This window comes from Paenibacillus radicibacter (assembly GCF_024721995.1).
GTDB lineage: Bacteria > Bacillota > Bacilli > Paenibacillales > NBRC-103111 > Paenibacillus_AM > Paenibacillus_AM radicibacter.
The window spans coordinates 131885-154347 of sequence record NZ_JANQBC010000004.1 but is presented as its reverse complement, the minus strand read 5'-3'; the positions used below and the strand labels follow the sequence as shown (position 1 = coordinate 154347).

At 42.3% G+C, this 22463-nt stretch carries 23 protein-coding genes; 12 read left to right on the top strand and 11 right to left on the bottom strand.

Annotated features, from left to right (window positions below):
* The 5 genes from NV379_RS10835 (at position 1) to NV379_RS10815 (ending at position 4380) form a co-directional block, all read left to right on the top strand.
* Positions 1-1128, top strand: a complete 1128-nt coding sequence (locus tag NV379_RS10835) for a Ger(x)C family spore germination protein (protein ID WP_258207331.1) — start codon at positions 1-3, stop codon at positions 1126-1128.
* 372 nt (positions 1129-1500) lie between these two features.
* Complete coding sequence (locus tag NV379_RS10830) at positions 1501-1707, top strand: hypothetical protein (RefSeq protein WP_258207330.1); 207 nt, start codon at positions 1501-1503, stop codon at positions 1705-1707.
* A 28-nt stretch (positions 1708-1735) separates the two neighbouring features.
* Entirely contained in the window at positions 1736-2650 is a 915-nt protein-coding gene (gene liaF, locus NV379_RS10825) for a cell wall-active antibiotics response protein LiaF (protein WP_258207329.1), read from the top strand.
* A 9-nt stretch (positions 2651-2659) separates the two neighbouring features.
* Positions 2660-3718, top strand: a complete 1059-nt coding sequence (locus NV379_RS10820) for a sensor histidine kinase (protein WP_258207328.1) — start codon at positions 2660-2662, stop codon at positions 3716-3718.
* Entirely contained in the window at positions 3715-4380 is a 666-nt protein-coding gene (locus NV379_RS10815; protein WP_258207327.1) for a response regulator, read from the top strand. The genes NV379_RS10820 and NV379_RS10815 overlap by 4 nt, the downstream gene beginning before the upstream one ends.
* A 342-nt stretch (positions 4381-4722) precedes the next feature.
* Here the strand turns inward: NV379_RS10815 and NV379_RS10810 are convergent, their stop codons facing one another.
* The 9 genes from NV379_RS10810 to NV379_RS10770 form a co-directional block, all read right to left on the bottom strand.
* On the bottom strand, positions 4723-5079 hold the full coding sequence (locus NV379_RS10810; RefSeq protein WP_258207326.1) for a DUF2304 domain-containing protein: 357 nt from the start codon (positions 5077-5079) through the stop codon (positions 4723-4725).
* The gene (locus NV379_RS10805; protein ID WP_258207325.1) at positions 5076-5786 is read right to left on the bottom strand and encodes a glycosyltransferase family 2 protein; all 711 of its coding nucleotides are present in this window, start codon (positions 5784-5786) and stop codon (positions 5076-5078) included. Before NV379_RS10805 ends, NV379_RS10810 begins: the two co-directional genes overlap by 4 nt.
* 10 nt (positions 5787-5796) lie before the next feature.
* The gene (locus tag NV379_RS10800; RefSeq protein ID WP_258207324.1) at positions 5797-7008 is read right to left on the bottom strand and encodes an ArnT family glycosyltransferase; all 1212 of its coding nucleotides are present in this window, start codon (positions 7006-7008) and stop codon (positions 5797-5799) included.
* An 18-nt stretch (positions 7009-7026) separates the two neighbouring features.
* Positions 7027-7779: a YwmB family TATA-box binding protein gene (locus NV379_RS10795; protein WP_258207323.1), complete on the bottom strand. Its 753-nt coding sequence runs from the start codon at positions 7777-7779 to the stop codon at positions 7027-7029.
* Between the two features lie 189 nt (positions 7780-7968).
* Positions 7969-8601, bottom strand: a complete 633-nt coding sequence (locus NV379_RS10790; RefSeq protein ID WP_258207322.1) for a C40 family peptidase — start codon at positions 8599-8601, stop codon at positions 7969-7971.
* A gap of 168 nt (positions 8602-8769) precedes the next feature.
* Positions 8770-10143 (bottom strand): sensor histidine kinase, encoded by a 1374-nt coding sequence (locus NV379_RS10785; protein ID WP_258207321.1) that lies wholly within the window; start codon positions 10141-10143, stop codon positions 8770-8772.
* Positions 10133-10834 (bottom strand): response regulator transcription factor, encoded by a 702-nt coding sequence (locus NV379_RS10780; protein ID WP_258207320.1) that lies wholly within the window; start codon positions 10832-10834, stop codon positions 10133-10135. The genes NV379_RS10785 and NV379_RS10780 overlap by 11 nt, the downstream gene beginning before the upstream one ends.
* 135 nt (positions 10835-10969) lie before the next feature.
* Entirely contained in the window at positions 10970-11926 is a 957-nt protein-coding gene (locus NV379_RS10775; protein ID WP_258207319.1) for an aldolase catalytic domain-containing protein, read from the bottom strand.
* Between the two features lie 83 nt (positions 11927-12009).
* The gene (locus NV379_RS10770; protein WP_258207318.1) at positions 12010-12315 is read right to left on the bottom strand and encodes a hypothetical protein; all 306 of its coding nucleotides are present in this window, start codon (positions 12313-12315) and stop codon (positions 12010-12012) included.
* A 125-nt stretch (positions 12316-12440) separates the two neighbouring features.
* On the opposite strand from NV379_RS10770, the gene NV379_RS10765 reads away from it, so the two are divergent.
* From NV379_RS10765 to NV379_RS10740, 6 genes are all read left to right on the top strand, one after another.
* Positions 12441-12851, top strand: a complete 411-nt coding sequence (locus tag NV379_RS10765; RefSeq protein ID WP_258207317.1) for a hypothetical protein — start codon at positions 12441-12443, stop codon at positions 12849-12851.
* Positions 12852-13010: 159 nt separating this feature from the next.
* Positions 13011-14810, top strand: a complete 1800-nt coding sequence (locus NV379_RS10760) for an ABC transporter ATP-binding protein (RefSeq protein WP_258207316.1) — start codon at positions 13011-13013, stop codon at positions 14808-14810.
* 2 nt (positions 14811-14812) lie between these two features.
* Entirely contained in the window at positions 14813-15490 is a 678-nt protein-coding gene (locus tag NV379_RS10755) for a response regulator transcription factor (protein WP_258207315.1), read from the top strand.
* Complete coding sequence (locus NV379_RS10750; protein WP_258207314.1) at positions 15487-16551, top strand: sensor histidine kinase; 1065 nt, start codon at positions 15487-15489, stop codon at positions 16549-16551. The genes NV379_RS10755 and NV379_RS10750 overlap by 4 nt, the downstream gene beginning before the upstream one ends.
* A 295-nt stretch (positions 16552-16846) precedes the next feature.
* Positions 16847-17740, top strand: coding sequence for a DUF1648 domain-containing protein (locus NV379_RS10745; RefSeq protein ID WP_258207313.1), 894 nt, complete (start codon positions 16847-16849; stop codon positions 17738-17740).
* Between the two features lie 11 nt (positions 17741-17751).
* Entirely contained in the window at positions 17752-18504 is a 753-nt protein-coding gene (locus NV379_RS10740) for a class I SAM-dependent methyltransferase (protein ID WP_258207312.1), read from the top strand.
* 124 nt (positions 18505-18628) lie between these two features.
* On the opposite strand, the gene NV379_RS10735 is transcribed toward NV379_RS10740, so the two are convergent.
* On the bottom strand, positions 18629-19321 hold the full coding sequence (locus tag NV379_RS10735; RefSeq protein WP_258207311.1) for a DUF6483 family protein: 693 nt from the start codon (positions 19319-19321) through the stop codon (positions 18629-18631).
* A gap of 73 nt (positions 19322-19394) precedes the next feature.
* Complete coding sequence (locus NV379_RS10730; RefSeq protein WP_258207487.1) at positions 19395-21299, bottom strand: acyltransferase family protein; 1905 nt, start codon at positions 21297-21299, stop codon at positions 19395-19397.
* A 644-nt stretch (positions 21300-21943) separates the two neighbouring features.
* On the opposite strand from NV379_RS10730, the gene NV379_RS10725 reads away from it, so the two are divergent.
* On the top strand, positions 21944-22252 hold the full coding sequence (locus NV379_RS10725) for a hypothetical protein (protein ID WP_258207310.1): 309 nt from the start codon (positions 21944-21946) through the stop codon (positions 22250-22252).
* Positions 22253-22463: the final 211 nt, after the last annotated feature.

Genomic DNA, 22463 nt, shown 5'->3' with positions numbered 1-22463 from the left:
ATGAAACGTACGACATCTTGGTACATCTTGATACGTATGAGAGTTCTAGTTGCATGTTGCATGCTGCTCTTACTTACCGGATGTTGGGATCAGAAGCTGCTTAGAGATCGCGCTATCCCTTATTTAATTGCGTTTGATGTAGAGAAGGAAGACGAGCGGAAAGTACATGTAGCTGCGACTTTAAGTGATACACCTTTAACGGAAAAAGACCCGAAGGAAAGCAATGTTGTATCCACCGCGAGCGGTAAAAGCGCATTTGACGCCATTGAGCAGCTCAAAGATAAATCTCCCGGTTATTTAAGCTTATCGCGAATTCGAGGTATCTTGTTTGGTGAAGATATGGCGCGAAAGGGGATTAATGAAGCATTAGATACGTTCTATTGGGATCCTACTGTATCGATTAACTCACGAATCAGTGTCATTCGAGGTAGGGGTGAAGACTTCATTAGGCTACAAAAAATCGGTTCTCAGCTTATTTCTCAATATTATGAGAAGCTCATTGATAATGCCGAGAAGAATACCGTCGTTCCGCCGACTCACCTACAGACGAAGACGATTGTCGATCCTGGTGAAGACTTTGGTGTGCCTTTACTCTCGATACAAGATGATCAAATTGTCATTGATGGTCTTGCGCTTTTTAAAGATGAGAAGATGATCGGTACGTTAAAGAAAGAAGAAGGTATGCTGTATCTGCTTATGAAGGATGCTTTTTCCAACGACTTCAGGTACACATTAAATAACAATGAAACGGACGGTAAGCTCGTGTCTCCCTTATCTTTCGAATTAATTAAATCGAAGCGCAAATATAAAGTGAAAGCAGAAGATAGCGGGCAAGTGAATGTAACGTTAACGATGCACTTGAAAGTGGAAATATTAAATGAAGAGGGTTATATCTCGATGGGGGAGGAGAATGTGAAGAAGATGCTGACCCAAGAATTAACCAAAGAAGCGCGGAAGGTCATTAAGAAAATGCAAAAGCAAAACTTCGATGGTCTTGCTGTTGGCAGACGCCTAATTGCTTATTATCCAAAAGTATGGAAGAAGATTGACTGGAACGAACAATATCCGAAGGCGAAGTTCGATATTCATATCGTAGTAGATAAGCTCGTGAGTGGAATCCACTTGTAACTGTAACGGATAGCAATCCAATATGAAGCGACCCTAGTGGTCGCTTTTTTACGCATATACAAGCCTTAAGAACGAAAGTCGTAGAAGATTTTCATTCTGAAGACTGACCTCTAGTTCAACCTCTAGAATCTGTGAGCAGCATGCGATGTATTTTATAATTGGTTTATAAGAAACGCGCTGAAAAGTAAGTCAACGGATGAGAACAGTGGCACTGGAGGAGCGGAGCGCTCGACTTTGAAAGAGTGAAAATACCATAAAATAAATTCAGAATTCACGATTTCACGGAGACCGGAAGTGCTACTGTTCTCAGCAGTGCTCTAAACTTACTTTTTTAGCACTTAAACTATAAACCATTAATTGGAGGAATGAACGATGAGTATCGTCGTATTCGGAAAGAAAATCGCAGTGACAAAGAAAGGTTTTGTAATGGAATCTATGGAATATAATGAGGATTACAAGAACCACAAAGACCTTAATAAGTATGGTATGCAAAAGCACATCAGTCTCGAGACTGAGATTGAATTCAATCTTAAGAATCTAGAAGTGGACAGGAATTTTTTGTACAATAACATTAAATAATTGATGGAAAACAGTGGAGGTTAAGGTCATGAACCTACGATTTTTAGAAAGAGGGCTAACAGGGCTTGTATTGATAGGGATTGGCGTCTTGTTCTTGTTACACTTTACAGGCGTCATACACATTAATTTAAGCATCAGGGAAATCATCAGTACTTTCTGGCCAGTGATTCTTATTTACTTTGGATTACGCGGGCTTATAGCACAACGGAATTATGGATTTGGCGCAAGTATAGGGAGTATTGTGATGATTGTGATCGGATCCATCTTCCTATCCAGACACTTAGGCTGGTCGGAATTCAGCTTTAGTGATATTTTCCGTTATATGCTACCAGTGATCTTGATTGTGGTAGGGCTTAGAGTGATATTCGGACGTGGCAAAAAAAAATCCAAGTACGACTACGATGAATCTCGTTATGATTACAAAGAGGATCATTCTTACAAAGGTTATAAAGAGTATAAAGAAGAAGATTACGATATAGGCGCCACTGGAGCACCACATTCGAAGAAATATGATACGAAACCTAATTATCATTATGTGAATACGTACTCCACAGGGAAGACAGAGAACCGCAGTACCTTTATTGGGGACGTGCATATGGGCAGAGGCGGGGAGTATTGGGAGCTTCACCCGATGAATATCTCTAGCTTTATTGGCGATACGACGATTGATCTGACAACAGCAAGCATCCCATATGGGGAGACGAAACTTAATATCTCTGCATTCATTGGGGATGTGAAGATTCTAGTTCCGAATGATATGGATATTGAAGTAAAAGTAGCAGTAAACAGCTTTATTGGTGATATGCGGGTATTCGAAAGACATGAGGATGGATTCATGCGTTCAATGAATATGCAGACGCCATTCTATGAAGATGCACCTCGCAAATTACGTGTGAACGTTAGCATGTTTATCGGTGATGTTCGCGTCAAGAAGATTGGGTAAGGTGAACGGATGCTGAGAATTCGGGGAATGAATATCAAGTGGCGGATCATGGCAAGTTTCTTTATCCTAAGTCTACTCGTAACTGTAGCAAGTTTTATCGCTCTGTACTACTTCTTTCCTGATAACAGCCTAGCTGTGGAGTCCAAAGTCAGCTGGGCCTTGCTCCTGATTCTGCTTGGTCAAGTCATTGGGTATTGGGAGGGCAGAAGTGTACAGCGTCGTATGGATACACTGTATCTAGCGATGCTGGAACTGTCCAAAGGGAATTATAAGAATCGTTTGAAAGAAGAGTCTGACGAAGCGTTTCAGTACATTTATGAAGCATTCGATAACATGGCAGCAAGCTTTGAAGAGCGAACGGCACTGCTGCAGAAGATCGGGATGCAAGATATGGTTGAGAAGCAGCAAATTGTGGAGGAGGCTGTGCTTGAAGAGCGTAGACGTCTTGCGCGTGATCTGCATGATACGGTAAGCCAAGAGCTGTTCGCGATCCATATGTCTGCTTCCTCTTTACCGAAAATGATCGAAATGAACCCCCAAGCTGTCTCCAGTGTTATGGAGCAGCTTATCGCAATGTCTAACCATGCACAGAAGCAAATGCGAGGTCTGATTACGCAGCTCAGGCCGATTGAACTCGATGGGACGTCACTTGAAGAAGCGCTCGAGAAGTGGTTTCCCGACTATTGCCGCGCCAATGGTCTGCAAGGGGTCATGAATGTAGAGCTTCATGATGAGATTGAATCGGAAGCGATTGAACATCAAGTGTTCCTCATTATTCAAGAGACGATGGCGAATGTGGTGAAACACGCCGCTGCCTCGCATGTGACACTTAGCTTCCATGAATATGAGCATCAATATGTATTGCAGCTTGTGGATGATGGTGTTGGGTTCGATCGTAACAGCATTGCGAATACCTCACATGGATTGAATACAATACGCGAACGTGCTCAGAAACTTGGTGGTGACGCACAAGTGATCAGTAAGATAGATGCAGGGACAAGAGTGAAAGTACAAATACCGAAGTTCACAGATCCAGAAGATAGAAGAGAAGAGGAGAATGAACAATGAGTACAGCAATTCGAGTGATGTTAGTCGATGATCATCAGATGGTTAGAATGGGACTCAAAACTTACATTATGCTAGACCCCAGATTCTTAGTAATTGCTGAGGCATCCAATGGACAAGATGCGCTTAATCAGATTGCCGCAATGAAAGTAGAGGAACAACCGCATGTTGTCTTAATGGATCTATCGATGCCTGTGATGGATGGAATTACGACGACGGGGGAGATGAGTAGCAGATTCCCGGATATTCATATCATTATGCTAACATCGTTCCTTGAAGAAGATAAGGTCGTGAAAGCAGTGGAAGCGGGAGCGTTGAGCTATGTGCTCAAAACGGTCTCCTCCGATGAACTTATTCGCGTCATTGAGAACGCAGCACAGGGCATCCCCACAATGAATTCTGAGATTTCACTTGCGCTTACACGTGGACTTAGACAGCGTACAACCCAGCAAGATGATACGGAAGGTTTGACGCTCCGTGAGAAAGAAGTTCTAACCCTTATCGCGGACGGGAAGACGAACAAAGACATTGCGGACGCGTTGTTTATTAGTATTAAGACGGTGAAGACACATGTCAGCAACCTACTTATGAAATGTTCTCTGGAAGATCGCACACAACTTGCGATTTATGCCCATCGTAAGGGTTGGGTAGATACGAAGAATTAAACCAAAGATTAACGCAATTAAAGATCAACGAAATACCCCTCATAGCGCAAAAAATATGCGGTGTTTACTGATTTACTTTTCGGTGCGGAAATAAGTCGAATGATGTAACTTTGTAGGTGGATAGCTACCTTTTCAGTCGACAAGTTTGTAGGAGGACATCGAATTTTGAAAAGACACGTATGGAGTTATGTGGGGATCATCTTAATATGTTTAATTTTCTTTGGCATTATTTATCAATATATAACGGTACCATTACAGCCGGTACCTTCTAAACATATTGTAGAAAAAGTAGGGAACGGGGACTAACATAGAGGCTTGCTTACAAACCTGTCGCATAATCGATCAGGTTTTTTTGTTTACAGGATCCATATCTTCTTGTTCGCGTTTAAGTAAAGCGACCTCTTGAATGAGGCGGGTCATTTTGCGATGCATACGTGAGATGACGGTTGTTAGATGCAAGATAATGATAAGCGAGAATATGAACCCGAGGAAAAAGAGTACGGAGGGCGCATATACGACATGAAGAAGTCGCGCAATCTGCTCGAGCATCCTTGGGAACAAGGACAGAATCAACATAATAATACCCACAACAAACCAGAGGATCGAATAGCGCTCCTCCAGCTTTTTGCGGCGTATAAGCTCAATAACGATAATTAAGAACACCAAACAGAATGCGATCGATATACGAAAAATAATCATGCTTTAGCTCTCCTACGCGTTCGCAGTAAGGTCATAAGTACGGACAGTGATACTTTGAGCATGTAATACACAGATTTAATGGGTGTAATGGAGGACATCCCCGTCTCACGGCTATGCATCAAGACAGAAGCCTCCTTAACGTTGAAGCCCAGCCGTTCCAACAAGACGATGGCTTCCACTTCCGGGTAATCATCCGGGTAATAATTGGAGAACACTTCGATCACCTGGCGATTCGCAGCGCGAAATCCAGAAGTCGGATCTGTAAATCGCTTCTTCGTGCTAATCGAGATGAGCCAAGAGAAGAAGAGGATACCAATTCGGCGTGAAAGGCTGGAGCGGTATTCGGTTTTCTCCACAAAACGCGATCCAATCATGCAATCTGCTTCTCCACTTTCAATACCTCGGAGGAGTGGAGCCAAATATTCGGGATCATGCTGTCCGTCTGCATCCATCTGTACGGCAATATCATAACCATGACGAAGTGCATACAAGTAGCCAGTCTGCATCGCACCACCAATACCGACGTTGACGGGCATGGTGATCACATGCGCAAGTCCGGTTGCTTCAGCGATTTGGACTGTACGATCTCGTGAACCATCATTAATGACGACAATATCGACTTCGGGATGTGTGCGCTTAATGGCGTGAATAACCGAGTGAATGGAACCTTCTTCGTTATAGGCAGGAATAATAATGAGTGTAGACATAGGTGCCTCCTTACCTTCTGACTAAATGCACAACACCGCGGCAGACAAGCTGCGCAAGATACGCACATAGGATCATGAGAAACGGCATCATCCCAATGGTATAGCGCGCCTCAGGGATGAAGAGCAATTGCACACCAAGGAATAGCAAGAAATTAATATACAGGAACAGCGCATTTCGATTCCAGAAGGATGCCAAGAAACCGCCTGCGAAGCCGAAGTAGACAAGTGCGTAATGGAGACCCTTTAAACATTTCTCATACCAATAAGGTACGAAGCTCGGATAAGGTCCGAGGTACATCGTCTTGATGAACATATTATTGATCTTGCCGATGGTATACCACTTGATCCATAACCATGGATCAGTTCGAAAGCCTTCCTTGACCCGTCGAATACCCTCTGCCATCTCATCTTCTGGTTTAATATTGTTCCAAGGAATTGTCCCTTTTAAGTAAGGGTCTGTACCGCCTAAGAAAGGATTGGCGGAGCCGCCTTTGGAGACAAGTATGAGTTCATGGAACGTAATTATATTGCGAATCCACCACGGAAGCATTACAACGGCAAAGGTACTGACACCCCATATGATTTGCCGAAATAAAATCCGCCTGTGACGAATCATAAGGAAGATATAAGGTGTAGCCGCAATGATTATGGCATTAGGTCTGATGAGGACAGTGATGCCAAGAAGGATTCCGCCCCAAATATGATCCAGAAAGTGATTGTATTTCAGTATTCGTACTTGAAAATAGAGGAGTGCTAAGAAACTCGTCAGGAAGATCGTCTCTGTTAAGATGAGTGAGGCCATCCATACATATGTGCCATAAACCGCTGCACATAAAGCGGCTAATAATCCAGTTGGTCGATTAAATAGCTCTTGGCCAATGCGATAAATGAGCCACATATATATGATGGACATAAAGGCATGGATATAACGCACAATCATGTGTGTTTCCTGAATATCGGAGTAGCCGAATATAGAGAAAACCCCAACAAGGAATATAGGAAATCCCGGGGTTACAAGTGTATTGGATTCTTCACGCAGGTAGCCATAGATGCCTTTTTCGATAATTTGAATCGCCATGTTCGTGTAGTTTTTCTGATCCCAGTTCACAGGTTCGAATTCCGTATTCGCAATATAATGCAGACGAAGGAATAGTCCGAGTAAGAGAACGATAATGATCAAGTACTTTCCTTTATCCCGATACGTAGATGGGGTGACTGACATGATGGTTGCTCCGATCTGTTAGAATTCTCCTGTGATCATTGGTGTACCTAGTGTAATAAACCAATTGTTCGACTGCGAATCTAAGTGCATAGATACTTGAAGTTTGACGGGTTTGTTACCGCTGTGAACGACTTCATTCAATAATTTGGTGTCATACGAAATAACAACACTACGATTATCGGCATAACGCTCAACTTCTGTCGCTTGGAATTGATCCTCAATTTGTGAGAGTACAGTTGAAGCTGTGTTCACATCTTGAATTTGTAATCCCTTAACAAGAAAGTTCCACTTCCCCTGAATCTTCTCACCTAACAGTATGTGATCCGCTTGATCAATCCATTGGAGTAATGGCTGCATACCCTCTGTGTGTAACGATGTACCTTTTACCAGTAAATAGGATTGATTATCAGACATTCCAACGACTTTAAGTGTAATTTCCATCGGATCTATTTGCTTCGTACATGTATAAGTAGGATGTCCCTCTTCTTCAGATAGCATGCCTGTAGGAAGCTTAAATTGTGTACATAATTTCGCGCCTTGTGTTTCAAGATCGGATATACTCTTATAGGTTTGGTAAGTTACACCTAGCTTCGCTGTGATATTCGCGGGTGTAATGCTGTTATCGATAAGAGGCTTAGACTGCCCCATGAGTATCGTTAAATCTTGCGTTGGAGTTCGTTCAATTGGTTGTGAGGTTTCAGCTGCTTGCTTGTTCCATATGACGAGCAATGTAATGATTAGACATGTTATGAATGCAAAGGATCGTTTCATTAGGAGTAGCTCCTTTATATGAATCTATTAATCTATCTATTTGCAAGCATTGCCTGAATAGGGGCTAATTATACGTACTAGTTATTTAAAAATAGACATGAAAAAGAGCCCATGCTTCAGCAGCATGAGCTCTTTCGGTTTGAAAATCTATTCTATCATCTATGAGAAGTTATCTATGAATACGAATGATTATAGGGCAACACGACGTGCAGTTTGGTAGTTCTTGTCCCAATATCCAGTAATCTTGGAGTACGTAACACCTTTGGAACCAGAAGCGTGGATCATCGTGTTGTTACCAACATAGATACCAACATGTCCAACATCATACGGACGGGAAGGGATTTTGAAGAATACAAGATCACCTTTCTGCAAATTCTTACGTGCAACATATTTACCTTGCTTCGCTTGTGCACGAGCTGTACGCTCTAGCTTCACGCCAAATTTTTTAAACATTTGAAGGGTGAAGCTAGAGCAGTCAAACGTTTTGGTTTGGTTAGCGGAAGCACCGAATTTATAAGGTGTGCCCAAGTATTTCGCCGCATGTTTCAATAATTGATCGACTTGGCTTGTGTTGCTGCTGTATGCAACGTCTGCGACTGTATCTTGTTTAGCTGCTGTCTTATCAGCAGAGCTGGTTTTATTAGTAGTGTCATTCTTCGCTTTAGCTTTCGATTCTGTTTGGTTCTTCTCAGCTGCTTTAGCGTTTGCTGATCCTGGTAAAGCTACGAACATACCGGAGAAAGCAATCGTAAAACTGATAGTTAGTACAGTAATGCGCTTTGCCCATCTATTCATCATCGTTGTTTTCGTAGTTGTATTCATTTGGTACCTCCTGGGGCGTCTAGTTGTCTTTTCGAACAACCCAAGTATAGCAAATGAATTCCCAGGGTATTTTTAACAAAAATGAGTGAAATCTGGGCGTGGCGCGGGTTTCAGAGCTTTTATTAAAAACCGATTAAAAAGTGATTAAAAATACAAATGCTTACATAATTAATCTTTCCTAGGTACCCGAATAGTCGCAGTTGTGCCGACATCAACCTTGCTTGTATAGCCGATTGTTCCTTCATGAATAGTGACGATTTTCTCAGCAATAGCAAGGCCTAGGCCAACTCCGCCGGACTTTCGATTTCGTGCTTTATCTGCCCGGTAGAACCGATCGAAAAGGCGAGGAATGCTTTCCTCTGGAATTCCAATCCCTTCATCAATCACTTCGATCTTGAGGTGGCGCTGTTCTTTTTCTACGACGACATGAATCGGTTTTTTACTGTATTTTATTGCATTATCTAGGAGAATAATTAACAATTGTTTGATCTTCTCTGGGTCTCCAACCATGGTTAGAGGCGTATCGTCGTCGTTGATAAATTGGGTATGAATCGGACGGTTAAATGTATGCTGAATGGATGATGCAGTCGAATTAATAAGGGCTGTTAAGTCAAAAGGAACCCACTTCATACGCTCAGCTTCATCCGTATCCATGATTGTAAGTAAGTTGCGTGTCATTTCTTTCAGACGAATGGCTTCAGAATGAATCGCCTCAAGCGCTTCTTCACGAAGCTTGGGATCATTGGCTGCCCAGCGGCGAAGCAAGTTGGCATAGCTCTCAATAATCGTTAGCGGTGTGCGAAGCTCATGAGAAGCATCCGCAATGAATTGCTTCTGTTTCTCAAACGTTTCTTCTAAGCGACCCATCATCTCATTAAAGGTCATACCGAGTTGTGAAATCTCATTGTGACGCTCAGAAGAGGCGATTTCGATACGGCGGAATGTACCACTTTTCTGAATTGCTTCCATCGTCTGTGCGAGCTTTTTGATCGGATCAAAGATGATCTTCGCATAGAAATAACCACCTACAAGTGAGACGATAATCGCACCGATAGAGGCGAATGCTAGAATGGAGATCAGCATCGTAATGTATTTATCGAGTGTCTCGAGTTGCCGTCCCATCTCCAGAATTTCAGGCTCATTATTCTTATCCACAATAGGGACTTTAATAAACACCACAAAGCCCTTCCAAGGATTGAACTTGAGTGAAGAAGCCGGGTGATTCAGATTGGCAAATTTGGCGGGCGTGTTGGTTAAGGAATCTTCGGCGCCAAGGACATGCTTCACATTCGAGTTTTTATCAATGATACGAATCATTTCACTAGGTAGTAAAAATTCTTTGATCAGCGTGGGGTCTTTCCAAAATTCTGGCTTGTCCAGTAGCCGTTTCTCAATTAACGTAGCCGCTTTCTTCTGCAATAATTCGATCTCGGAATTGGCAGATGCGTTCACGAAGAAGTAGAACACAAAGATATTGAACAAGATCAGAATAATGATTAGCCAAAAGGAAAGCAGGAGCGTGAGCTTTAGTTTAAGACTCATTCCCGTCACTATCCTTTATGAGATAACCGACACCGCGCAGCGTGTGAATGATCTTGGTAGGGAAGCCCTTCTCAATTTTTTGACGCAAATAACGGATGTAGACATCCACAATGTTCGTATCCCCAACAAAGTCATAGCCCCACACATCGGAAATGATGTCCTCACGTGTACGCACTTCACCCTTGTGCTCAACTAAGTAATGAAGAAGCTCGAACTCCTTAGGCGTTAGTTCAATGGAATTACCGGCACGCGTCACTTCACGGCTGCGTGGATTCATCTGCAAGTCATCGACCGTTAAGTATTGATCAGACTCCGCAGAAGTAATCTTAGTTGTGATGCGCAGTAAATTACGAATGCGAGCCAATAATTCTTCAATGGCAAAAGGTTTCGTGACATAATCATTCGCGCCTTGATCAAGGCCCGATACCCGATCTGGAACAGCATCACGCGCGGTAAGCAGAATAACAGGTACAGTTGTATTGGTCTGTCGAACCCTACGCAGTACTTCTAGGCCGCTGAGTTCCGGCAGCATGATATCTAAGAGAATGAGATCCCAATCGCCTCCTTGCGCCATCTCAAGCCCTTTACGTCCATCTTCTGCATGACCGACCTCATAGCCTTCATATTGCAATTCCAATTGCAGAACACGTGCAATTTTCGTTTCGTCTTCAACGATTAATATTTTACTCAAGGTAAGTAGCCCCCTTTAAACAGCTTTATGTAGTATTTGGGAAGTCTGATCAAACTATGTGGCTAAATAAGAAAAGCCTTACCCTTATTATACAGAAAATAAAGGCAAGGCTTAAATTTATGATTAGGTTTAGCGTTATTTTGAAGGAACAATGATTTCCGTATTCGTTAGTTTATCGTAGAACTCGGAGAATTTGTTGCGATCCTCAGACGCAAGCTGCGCGATTGCAGTGCGTGGATGTTCATCTAGTACACCAGCGATCATGTAAGGAATGAGGTAGCCCCACTCGATTTTCTCACGCATGGCGATCATATGCTTTTCAATAATATCAAGAACAGGCTTAACATCATAACGTGGATTTTTCAAATAGGATACGAGTAATTCTGTTGTACAGTTTCCTGCACCACGACCCATACCATAGACAGAGGAATCTAGGAAAGTTACGCCCTTGTCGGCACCTACAATCGTGTTGGAGAAGGCAAGCTGCATGTTGTTATGCATATGTACCCCAAGCGTTTTCTCCGGAATCAAGCGTTGGAACTTCGTTACCATGTAGTCCACGTCTTTGTGATCCATAGAACCGTAGGAATCAACGATATACACAACATCAACAGGGCTGTTGTTGATCGCGATGAAAGCTTCATTCAGATCATTTTCCATAACGTGAGAGAGTGCCATGATGTTAAGGGAAGTCTCATATCCCATGTTGTGGAACTTCTTCACAAGCTCAAGACCTTTGTCGAGGTCATGATTGTAACAAGCAACGCGAATCATATCTAGCATTGACTCTTCACGTGGTAGAATATCATTCTCATCCACACGACCAATGTCAACTAGAGCAGATAGTTTTGTATCTGTTTTTTGAGGAAGCACTTCTCTTAGAAAGCCTTCATCAAGAAAACGCCAAGGTCCAGCGGGTGCGCCTTTTAAGAGTTTTGGTGAGTTTTTGTACCCGATTTCCATATACTCAACGCCAGCGGCGCTTAATCCTTTGTACATGTCTTGAACAAACTCAACACTAAAGTCCCAGTTGTTTGTGAGTCCTCCGTCGCGAATCGTACAATCAATAATCTTGTGATCATATTGCTTCATTGATTAATGCCCCTCTCCCGGGTTATCCGGCGTTATTTTTTAGCAACTATTATCACACTAGTTGAGAGGGGTTGTCAAACTATTTAGATAAAAGAGAGTTTGCCGATGATCGGCAGCGGACGCATGACACCGCCAATTGCATTTAATATGCCGAAGATGGCAAGGCAGATGAAGGCGATATTGAGAATGGGTATGAGTACCCAACCGATGACTGGAATTAAAGTGAGAAACACATTACAGGCGAGGAATGTTAGGAATAGAACAAGTCCTTGATTGCAATGATACATGGCGTATCGGTTATGTCTTGCGATTAGTAGAGGAATGAAGAATAGAAGATACGCGCTTGCGGCAACCATTTTACTGCGTCTTACTTCGGGATTACGATACATCAGATCCACCTCGGTCCAAGCAGGATTTGTCCTATATGTTCATCCTATGCAGGGGAATGAAATGTATGAATCTTGCGCAACATAGGTTTAAGGACAATATTTATATAGAAAGGGAGATAATGAAGATGAGCTCTGCTCCGATCTTTTTTCAATTCCAGTCTGAATCAGAAGCGAACCTTGCACAAGGTACACTCGAGGAGCTAGGTTATCAAGCTATCGTTACTGAGCAGGGAGGGCAGGCTGTGGTGCATATCCACATTGAACAGCAAGATTTAACGTCTGCCCTTGAGATTGCCCAATCCTATGGCGGGAACTTAGTGGAGGGGATAGTCGGGTCGGAAATTGATACGCTAGCGAATGCTTACAACATGCATATGACGTCTGGCAATGTGTACGATGGTGTGCGGATCCCAGCGCACACTGTGAATGAGGATTGGCAGGATTTATTTGCTTCCATCGATGATAGTGAGATCGAGGTCAACACACTGTCTTCGGATGAGGATTTGAACGGCTTTGATGCAGGTATACATATTTAGAAGCGGAGTATGGATTGGATAATAGGGCAGCTCGATAGCGATATGCTTCGGGCTGCTTTTTTTGCATACTGATTAGAAGTTCATACTCAGTTCATATTCCAAAACTATGATTAGATCAAGCAAGCATGGTATGCTGAATTTGGATGAGGTGAACATACAATGAACGAACATATTGCAACAGAACAAACACAAGAACAAGCAGAAGAGAAGGTAGAATCAAGGGCAAGTTGGAAGCAATTTTATAGACTTATTAGAGATACGAAGCCTTCTAAGCTATTGCTATCGATTGCTTTAGGGATGAGCGTTATCGCAACGACAGTGGGGCTAATCATTCCTCTTTTTACAAAAAATCTAGTGGATAGTTTCTCATCCGTCACGTCGATGGAACCGATGCAAATCGCGCTCATGGCGCTTACATTCGTTGCACAGGCGATTGCGGGTGGGGTGTCGCTGTACATCTTGAACTATATTGGGCAGAAGATTGTAGCAGGACTACGTGATCGTTTATGGAAAAAGCTCCTCGTACTGCCTGTCCCGTACTATGATAATCACCGAACAGGCGAGACGATTAGCCGAATGACGAATGACACTGCTGTGGTAAAAGGACTTATTACCGATCACTTATCTAGCATGGTTACAGGTGTAATCTCGATTATTGGATCATTAGCATTCCTATTGTATCTGGATTGGCAGATGACACTAATCATGTTTATCGCTGTGCCGATTGCAGCACTTGTACTTGTTCCACTGGGCAAACAGATGCACAAAATATCTAAGGGGATGCAGGATGAGACGGCAAGCTTTACAGCGACTCTGAATCAAGTGTTATCTGAAATTCGTCTTGTGAAGTCTTCGAATGCTGAGGCAAGTGAATATAAGAACGGCAATAAAGGCATCACAAATCTACTCAAATTTGGGCTAAAAGAAGCTCGTATTCAAGCGTTAATCTCACCAATTATCTCGTTTGTTTTATTGATGTTGTTAGTCGTTATTATCGGGTACGGCGGTGTGCGTGTATCATCGGGCGTATTAACGGCAGGGGATTTAGTTGCTTTCATCTTATATATGTTCCAAATTATTATGCCAGTAACGCAACTATCAACGTTCTTCACGCAAGCACAGAAAGCGATGGGTGCTACGGAACGTATCATTACGACGCTAGATGCTCCTGAAGAGGATCATGCTTCTGGACGTGAACTTAAGGAAGCAAACTTGCCGATTGTCGTGGACAATCTGACGTTTGCTTATGAGTCAGGCGAGGCGATTCTGCAAGACATGAGCTTTGTGGCGGAGCCTGGTAAAGTAACGGCGATCGTCGGGCCGAGCGGGGGCGGGAAGACAACGTTATTCTCCATATTAGAGCGTTATTATGAACCTAGCAGTGGATCGATCAAGCTTGGGGATGAGAGAATTGAGAATTTCACGCTTCATTCTTGGAGAAAGCAGATCGGTTATGTTTCACAGGAAAGCCCGCTTATTGCAGGTACAATTCGAGATAATATTTGTTATGGATTAGATGTCGATGTGACGGACGAACAGATTAAGTTTGCAGCGCAAATGGCGTATGCAAGTGACTTTATTGAGGAGTTCCCAGAGCAGTATGCGACAGAAGTTGGGGAGCGCGGTGTGAAATTATCAGGCGGTCAGCGTCAGCGGATTGGAATTGCAAGAGCACTGCTACGTGATCCGAAAATCTTAATGCTAGATGAAGCAACGTCGGCGCTTGATACCAAGTCAGAAATTGCGGTTCAAGAAGCGTTAAACAATCTAATGATTGGGCGTACAACCTTCGTGATTGCGCACCGATTATCGACGATCGTAGATGCTGATCAAATTCTATTTGTGGAAAAAGGGAGTATTACAGGTCGAGGCACACACGATGAGTTGTTCGAGTCTCATGACTTGTATCGGGAATTTGCAACGGAACAGTTCCGCTTATCAGAGCAAGGGGGAGATTGACCATGACACACTTGTTAGTGGTGGATGATGATCCGCATATTCGGGAGCTCGTACGCTTATTCTTACAAAGAGAAGGACTTGAGATTAGCGAGGCTTCAGATGGGGAAGAGGCGCTTCGCATGTATGAGTCTACGAAGCACGATATGGTTGTTCTCGATATTATGATGCCGAATATGGATGGATGGGAACTGTGCCGCAGGCTACGGGACTATTCGTCCTCCCTGCCAATCTTAATGTTGACTGCCAAGGGTGAAACTGCACAGAAGGTGAAGGGATTTAATCTAGGTACAGACGATTACCTAGTTAAACCATTCGACCCGCAGGAGCTCGTGGTACGGGTGAAATCTCTGCTTAAGCGTTATCGAATTGAAGTGTCGCAGAACGTGAGTATTGGGACAATTGAACTGAATCGCAAGACGTTCGAGATTAAAGCAGGGGATCAGCCGATGACCTTGCCGCTCAAGGAGTTTGAGTTGTTGTTCAAGCTAGCGAGTAGTCCGGGCAAAACCTTTGCAAGAGACCAGTTAATTGAACAAATTTGGGGTTTTGATTATGAAGGCGATGATCGAACCGTTGATGTGCATATTAGAAGGCTTCGTGAGCGGTTTCCTGAAGGGCAGTATGGCTTCGTCATTACGACGATTCGTGGGTTAGGTTATCGGTTGGAGGAACGCGAATGAAGAAGTCGAAGCTGTGGCGGGCGCTGAAAAGTATCGGTGGATCGATCTTGATGCTCTCACTGATCTCGGTCTGTTGGCTAGGTTCCTATTATTTATCTGCATGGATCTATACATTAATTGGCTGGGAACCCCATGATTTGATTGCGCAGTGGATCATACTGGTTGGAGGATTCTTTATCCTTGGTACCATCATGTGGATTATTTCTCAATTTACTCGTAAGATGCACATGGATCGGTTTTACATGATGACGGATGCCCTCAGAAGGATGGCAAAGGGTGATTTTTCTGTAAAAATTAAGGTTGACGAAGGCGGTAGGGAGCATCCGATGCAGGAGCTCGCGAAGAGCATTAACGATATGGCAGAGGAGCTTGGGCAGCTGGAGCAGATGCGGCAGGATTTCATCTCCAACGTATCGCATGAAATTCAGTCGCCATTAACCTCAATTAGCGGGTTTGCCAAGCTGCTGCGCAGTGATCAGTTGACATTAGAGGAGCGCGATCATTACTTATCCATTATTGATAAAGAAAGCTTACGCTTAGCGAAACTTAGTGAAAACTTGCTTAAGCTCACCTCGCTCGAGTCGGATCACCATCCTTTTGAGAAGAAAGAATATCACTTGGATAAGCAGCTGCGCCATATCATACTAGCGTGTGAACCGCAGTGGATGGAGAAGAACTTGGAGATGGATATTGAGCTGGAAGAAGTCACTGTGCAGGCTGATGAAGATCAGATGAGCCAAGTGTGGATTAATCTAGTGCATAACAGCATCAAGTTTACACCAAGTGGTGGGACGATTGGCGTGTCTGTTAGCAAAGAGCAAGATCAAGTCGTCGTGCGGATTCGTGATACAGGTATAGGTATTGCAGCAGAGCATCTACCGTTCATCTTCGATCGATTCTATAAGACAGACAAGTCTCGTAACCGCACACTAGGTGGAAGTGGACTCGGGCTTGCGATAGCGAATAAGATTGTGGAGCTGCATGGGGGGACGATTGAGGTGCAGAGCACTGTTGGTGTAGGGACGGAGTTTACAGTGAGGCTGCCGGTGATAACGAGTTGAGGATAGGAATAAAGAATGAGACTGATCTAAACGTTTTCTTGTTGGATGGAAAGCGTGAGGGTCAGTCTCTTTTTTTTGCTATAAATAGGGTTTGAAGGTAGAGGGTAAGTTGAAAAATTTTACAAAGGTGGTGCGCGATTATGGTATAAAGGAATTAGAGGAGATTATCGCGTCGATTACCTATCCTAAGTTAATATGATAACCATACGTAAAAAGGCATAGTGATGAATCGCCTATGCTACAAGTGTTATAGAATTTTCGAATACACACTTATGCATAAGTGGAGGCGAATGATATGACGATAATGCCAGTTATAGTAATGATCTTAGTATTTGTACCTACCATTGTACTCATGGTAAGCATGCCTTATTTATCTAGAGAGACGATTAGTTTTGGGGTCACCGTCAGCGCTGTACAGTTCCACAGTGAACCTCTGCGCCAGATGCGGAAGTCATATGCTTGGATTAGTGCTACCTTGCATACCATCCTATTCATTGCTTGTATCATCTGCCTAATATTCGGTGATGAACATTCCAAGCAACAAAGTTGGATCATTATCACTTATTCACTTGCCATGGTCGTAATCTCCCTAGTCATAAACAGTAGCTATCATTTCAGAATGAAAAGTTTACTACCTATGCTACCTATTGCTGCGGAACCATCGTTCATGGCAGTGGACACTGGATTTCGGAAAAGAAAGATTGGCTTGTCTAGTAGTTGGTTCCTCATTCATGGTTTAATTATTGTTGTTGGGATTGTAACTGTGTTACGCTACTACGATCAGATTCCTGATCAGATTCCGATCCATTACAACAGCAGTTGGGACGCAGACCGCTATGCAGTTAAATCTTATAATTCTGTGTTTATGCCTACGATAATCCAAGTGCTCATAGCACTTATATTCATATTTGAGAATTGGCGTATTCGCAGAGTGAAGCAGCAGGTTCAACCGACTGATCCTAACCGTTCCATCAGACAAGACGTAACTTACCGCCGTACTTGGTCATGTTTTATGATTACAGCAAGCTTCTTAATCGTTATCCCGTTTTTCGTCGTGCAACTAAACATGATATCTCTGCTTAGCATCAATTTCACTATCCTCATTATCCTAATCATAATAGCCTTAGTCATCCTATACGCCTTCGTCTTATCGTTCTGGGCTGGTCAGGGTGAAAAATTTAATTATTAGGAGGAAAACCAATGAACGAAGAAAAGTTCTCAGGTAAAGCTGAAGATTATATGCGATATAGACCGTCATATCCAGAGGAGTTATTGGATTATCTCTATTCTGAGGTGGGGTTTAATCAGGCACATTCGGTAGCGGATATTGGTGCAGGAACAGGCATATGGAGTAAGCTTCTAGCCTCTCGCAACAGCTCAGTTATATGTGTGGAACCGAATGTTGATATGTTGAATATGGCAAAAGAGAATCTTGCACATGAACCAACATGCAGCTTTGTAAAAGCACCTGCTGAGCATACAACTTTGGCTGATCATTCCGTTGATTATATTACCGTCGCTCAAGCGTTCCATTGGTTTGAACCGGCTCTATTCAAGCTAGAATGTAAACGAATATTGAAAGATAACGGCAAAGTTGTTCTTGTGTGGAATAGTAGGGACTACACGGATCAAGTAACGATAGAGTGCGCAGAAATGAATCAAAGATTTTGCCCAGAATTTAAAGGTTTCTCGGGTGGGATCGGAGACAATCCAGATGTTTTTGATGCATTTTTTAGCAATGGAGATTATGAATTTAAAGTGTTCAATTATGATCTGACTCTGGATGAAGAAAGTTTCATTGGCCGCAGCTTATCAGCATCTTACGCACCGCACAAGACTTCTTCCAATTATGATGAGTATGTTAGCGAATTGAAGAACCTTTTTCAGAGGAATAGTGTAAATGGCTTGATGGTCATGCGTAATAAGACGAGGTGCTATGTGGGAAAGGTTTAATATTACGATTACTGTTATGACATTATCAAAGGTAAATAGAAGACTGTTTCTTTCTTAGTCCAGATGAAGTGGGCTTAGAGGGAAACAGTCTTCTTTTATATAGAAATATAGTTTTATTGATGGGTTACTTCCATTTATTCAGTTCGATAAGTGAAGCTTCAATTTCAATGCGTGGAAGATTACCAGTTTCGAGTTGTGCGTCATCTCGTGCAAGTAATCGGTCATAGAAAGCAGCACCTTCTGTAGTAAGTGCCGGAATACGCGTACCGCCAATGGCTCGATCATCGGTAAGCATGGTGAATAGCAAGTCCTCTGCTTGCGCGAATTTACCTTGCTGCTCATAGTACGCCCATACGAGTCTACCAATTTCATAAGGGATGACATAGGAACGAAGATCGCTTAAGATCGAATCGATTTCACTTATGAATTCTTCATTAGGCTTAGAATCACTATTAGCGCAAATGAGAATTAGATGAAGAGCTTTCAACTGATCGTGGTAGTGCTCTTCACGAGCTTTCTCGATTCGTTTCTCATCTGTTGTATGACTTGGATTGGGATCACTTGCAACGCGTAATAGTTTAGCTAGTGAGAACAGTTTCTCGGTATCCAGCATTTCATGCTTGGTATGCATCTTTACTAGTTCATTCACTTGGAGGGAACGCAATAGATTTAGCGTAAGTCCAAATTGTCGTTTGAGGAATTCATCAATGGTGTTCTGCACTTCAATCGGCTTTTGCTCTTGGCGAAGACCCAATATAGTGCCAATCACTTTCGTTAATTGTTCGATCTGGTTCATCAGATAATCACTTCTAGACATTGTAGATCCCCTCCATATCCGTTTTTTTCCTATTATAACAAATAGGGAGGAGATATAATATGCAAACTGACTTTTAAGAAGTGACCTTATCAACAATAAGTGATGCGTATAGCTTAGCCCCCTCAGGAACAAGATGTACCCCGTCAGGTTCAAAAATTGACTTCTTACCACTACTTGCTGCATACCAGTCTAGAACAGTCGTATTAGCAAATTTAGCGGCAGTGCCTGCGAGGGTATCGTTAACCGTTTTCTCCCATTTCTCAGAATCACGAGTATTAATGAGTACAACTTGTTTGATATTTTTAAGCGAGTTAAGTAAAGATTCAAGCTGTTTCTGGCTAAAAGGGCCATTCGTGCCGAGTCCAATAACAATCTTATCTCCAAGCTTACCATCTGATTTTAACTGATCGATAATGCCGGATGCTTGAGACATTTGGCGACCGATCTTGGAGTAAACTTGAATGCCTGGCAAATACTTTTGTAAGTAAGGTGCGGCATCTACCATAATGGAATCCCCAATAACAGTAATACCTTTACCAGATGAAGTCGGTTTGGGATTGGCGCTCTCTTTCGATTCCTTGGTTGTTGATTTATTTGAATCGGAATTGTTCGGACTTTTAATAGGTGGTTTTGGAGAAGGTTGCACGTTTGTCGTAGGTGCAGGTTCTTTAACAAGTACCTTCTGTTCTTGTTCTTGCTTTTTCTCTTGCTCTTTCTTTTGAAGAGAGTCATTCAACGTATCACTCTGAACAGAAGGAATTTCTGAAGCATTCCCGACACGATGTGCGGGCACGGGCACAAGAATGAGACCAATAATAGATATGAGCAGGAGGATGGAACTGCATCCTACAATCAGCCCTCTGCCTTTGTTTACAGTTAGGCATCCCTGCCACCATTCACATGTACGCATCTGTCTCCATAACTGATCCATTGCACCACTACGAATAGGGGTTTCAATAAAACGGTATGAAAGTGCTGCAAGAATGAAGCTAGCTGCTACTTGAAGTAGAATAAGTAGTTGCAGGTTACTTTCTGTGCCTATCTTCGATGTAGTTAGCGCGATAATAGGATAGTGCCATAAGTAAATGCCATACGAACGTACACCAATCCAACGTAGTGGTTTTATACTGAACATCTGACCAAGACGACTGCAAGGATGGACGATAACAGCGACTAACATAGCCGCAGTTAGGGAAGCGAATACTAACCCACCATAGTAAAGTCTAGCATCATATTCGTTAGCGGTATAAATCATAATGAGTAGGACAGCTAAACTTATCCCTCCGATCGTATCCAGAACGATACGTCCGCGTGGTGAAGTTCGGTTAGAGAGCTTCTGGCTCGGCCAGATTAATGCCAGTGCGGCTCCGATTAGGAGTGCGAATACACGTGTATCGGTGCCGTAGTAGACACGACTTGGATCAGAACCTGGTTCATAGATTAGAGCCATTACACATGCAGAGACAGCGGCTGCAACAATAATCCAACCTGCTAACTTCTTCCGTTTTGGGATAATTCTAAATCCAACAAATAGGATCAATGGCCAGAATATATAGAATTGTTCTTCTACGGATAGTGACCATAGATGTGTAAGTGGAGATGGTGGTCCAAAATGTTCAAAATAAGAGACTTCATGAAAGATCAAATACCAATTATTAAAGTATAATACCGATGCCGCGATTTCCCCGCGTAAAGCTGCAAGCCGAGATGGGTCGAAGAGAGACAGCCACGCAACAACGAAGAGCAGCATGGTGAACATACAAGGCAGCAGCCTACGGAACCGTCTTATCCAGAAGTTCTTTAAATTCAGCTTTCCGCTGTTGTTCCATTCTGTGACTAGAAGGTCTGTGATTAAATATCCGGAGAGGACAAAGAAAATGCCGACCCCTAGGAAACCTCCTGGCAGCCAATTCGGATTAAGATGATAAATGATAATGACGACCAAGGAGAGTGCTCGAAGCCCATCCAATCCTGGCATATATCGTCGTTTCTGTTGGGGAACCTGCTGCGTTTCACTTATCACTGCAATCCTTTCCTTTCTTGTTGTAAAATAATTACCTACGATGTGATTTCATAAGTAATATCCTACTAAATCTTGCAGTAAAAGGTGTTACAAAATAGTATCTATGATTATGTAAATTCAGATGTTGTATTTCTTATGAAAAAGTACCTATATTAGGATAGAAGAGATCCATGTATACTAACTTTGTAGTTAATTAAAACTGAATATTCACTAAATTAATGGTGGGAGGGACTTTGATATAAGAGGAAAACAATAATATTGATAGTTATTAAGGATTCAAAGAGGAGAGGAGAGGAGTTAAGGATGGATAATCATAATATTTATATAATAATAGCTAGAATACTCTACTTTTTGCTTGGTATTTTTCTGATGTTCCCTATTATGCTATTAAAACTACCCGTCTGCAACAAGTTATAGGTTTTGTGATTATATGAGGGTATGGTGTTGGCTTTTCATTATTATTTTTTTCAAAACCTGCTTGGAAATTAGCGAGCTTTCTAATCGTTTCAGTTTTTATTATGTTTTGGGTAGCTGATGTATTGAACTCAAATTTACCTATACATAATTGGTAGTTAACGTTCAACTAAGGGGATACAAGAGTGGATATTCGTAAAATCGTAGTTATTACTGCTAAGGGGATCTATATTGTTCTAGGAGTTATTCTTGCACTTCCTATGATGTTTCTGATTTCAGGATTTCTTAAGCCACCAACACAGCTAGAGCAGATCATTGGTATATCGATAGCAATTGTGTATGTTGTTGGTTTTTCCTTGCTATTCTTTGTTAAATTTTCTTGGAAAATTACTGTGTTATTGTTTGTTATAATGCTAGCTTTGATGACGAGTATCTATATTGGAGGCTATTTCATAGATAAGAATCGTGAAGAAATACATATATCGGATAGATAAGTTTACTAGTATTTTCTATGAATGGATGGTTGTGTGATTTGGAAATAAAAATGAATATGAAGCAAATTTTAATTGGGATTACCAAAATGATCTATATTATTTTTGGAACTCTCCTTGGACTCTCTATATTGATTTTGTCTGGCGGTTTTTTCTCACGGCCGTCACTGATAGAACAATTCATAGTCTTTTTGATTATATTTGTGTATATTCT

Bases quoted from the DNA above. Each gene is read 5' to 3' on its own strand.
- NV379_RS10760 (WP_258207316.1), top strand. From the start codon at position 13,011: ATGAACGAACATATTGCAACAGAACAAACACAAGAACAAGCAGAAGAG.
- NV379_RS10775 (WP_258207319.1), bottom strand. From the start codon at position 11,926: ATGAAGCAATATGATCACAAGATTATTGATTGTACGATTCGCGACGGA.
- NV379_RS10740 (WP_258207312.1), top strand. From the start codon at position 17,752: ATGAACGAAGAAAAGTTCTCAGGTAAAGCTGAAGATTATATGCGATAT.
- NV379_RS10730 (WP_258207487.1), bottom strand. From the start codon at position 21,299: ATGCCAGGATTGGATGGGCTTCGAGCACTCTCCTTGGTCGTCATTATC.
- NV379_RS10745 (WP_258207313.1), top strand. From the start codon at position 16,847: ATGACGATAATGCCAGTTATAGTAATGATCTTAGTATTTGTACCTACC.
- NV379_RS10835 (WP_258207331.1), top strand. From the start codon at position 1: ATGAAACGTACGACATCTTGGTACATCTTGATACGTATGAGAGTTCTA.
- liaF (WP_258207329.1), top strand. From the start codon at position 1,736: ATGAACCTACGATTTTTAGAAAGAGGGCTAACAGGGCTTGTATTGATA.
- NV379_RS10805 (WP_258207325.1), bottom strand. From the start codon at position 5,786: ATGTCTACACTCATTATTATTCCTGCCTATAACGAAGAAGGTTCCATT.
- NV379_RS10815 (WP_258207327.1), top strand. From the start codon at position 3,715: ATGAGTACAGCAATTCGAGTGATGTTAGTCGATGATCATCAGATGGTT.
- NV379_RS10770 (WP_258207318.1), bottom strand. From the start codon at position 12,315: ATGTATCGTAATCCCGAAGTAAGACGCAGTAAAATGGTTGCCGCAAGC.
- NV379_RS10750 (WP_258207314.1), top strand. From the start codon at position 15,487: ATGAAGAAGTCGAAGCTGTGGCGGGCGCTGAAAAGTATCGGTGGATCG.
- NV379_RS10795 (WP_258207323.1), bottom strand. From the start codon at position 7,779: ATGAAACGATCCTTTGCATTCATAACATGTCTAATCATTACATTGCTC.
- NV379_RS10735 (WP_258207311.1), bottom strand. From the start codon at position 19,321: ATGTCTAGAAGTGATTATCTGATGAACCAGATCGAACAATTAACGAAA.
- NV379_RS10830 (WP_258207330.1), top strand. From the start codon at position 1,501: ATGAGTATCGTCGTATTCGGAAAGAAAATCGCAGTGACAAAGAAAGGT.
- NV379_RS10800 (WP_258207324.1), bottom strand. From the start codon at position 7,008: ATGTCAGTCACCCCATCTACGTATCGGGATAAAGGAAAGTACTTGATC.
- NV379_RS10810 (WP_258207326.1), bottom strand. From the start codon at position 5,079: ATGATTATTTTTCGTATATCGATCGCATTCTGTTTGGTGTTCTTAATT.
- NV379_RS10785 (WP_258207321.1), bottom strand. From the start codon at position 10,143: ATGAGTCTTAAACTAAAGCTCACGCTCCTGCTTTCCTTTTGGCTAATC.
- NV379_RS10755 (WP_258207315.1), top strand. From the start codon at position 14,813: ATGACACACTTGTTAGTGGTGGATGATGATCCGCATATTCGGGAGCTC.
- NV379_RS10790 (WP_258207322.1), bottom strand. From the start codon at position 8,601: ATGAATACAACTACGAAAACAACGATGATGAATAGATGGGCAAAGCGC.
- NV379_RS10820 (WP_258207328.1), top strand. From the start codon at position 2,660: ATGCTGAGAATTCGGGGAATGAATATCAAGTGGCGGATCATGGCAAGT.
- NV379_RS10765 (WP_258207317.1), top strand. From the start codon at position 12,441: ATGAGCTCTGCTCCGATCTTTTTTCAATTCCAGTCTGAATCAGAAGCG.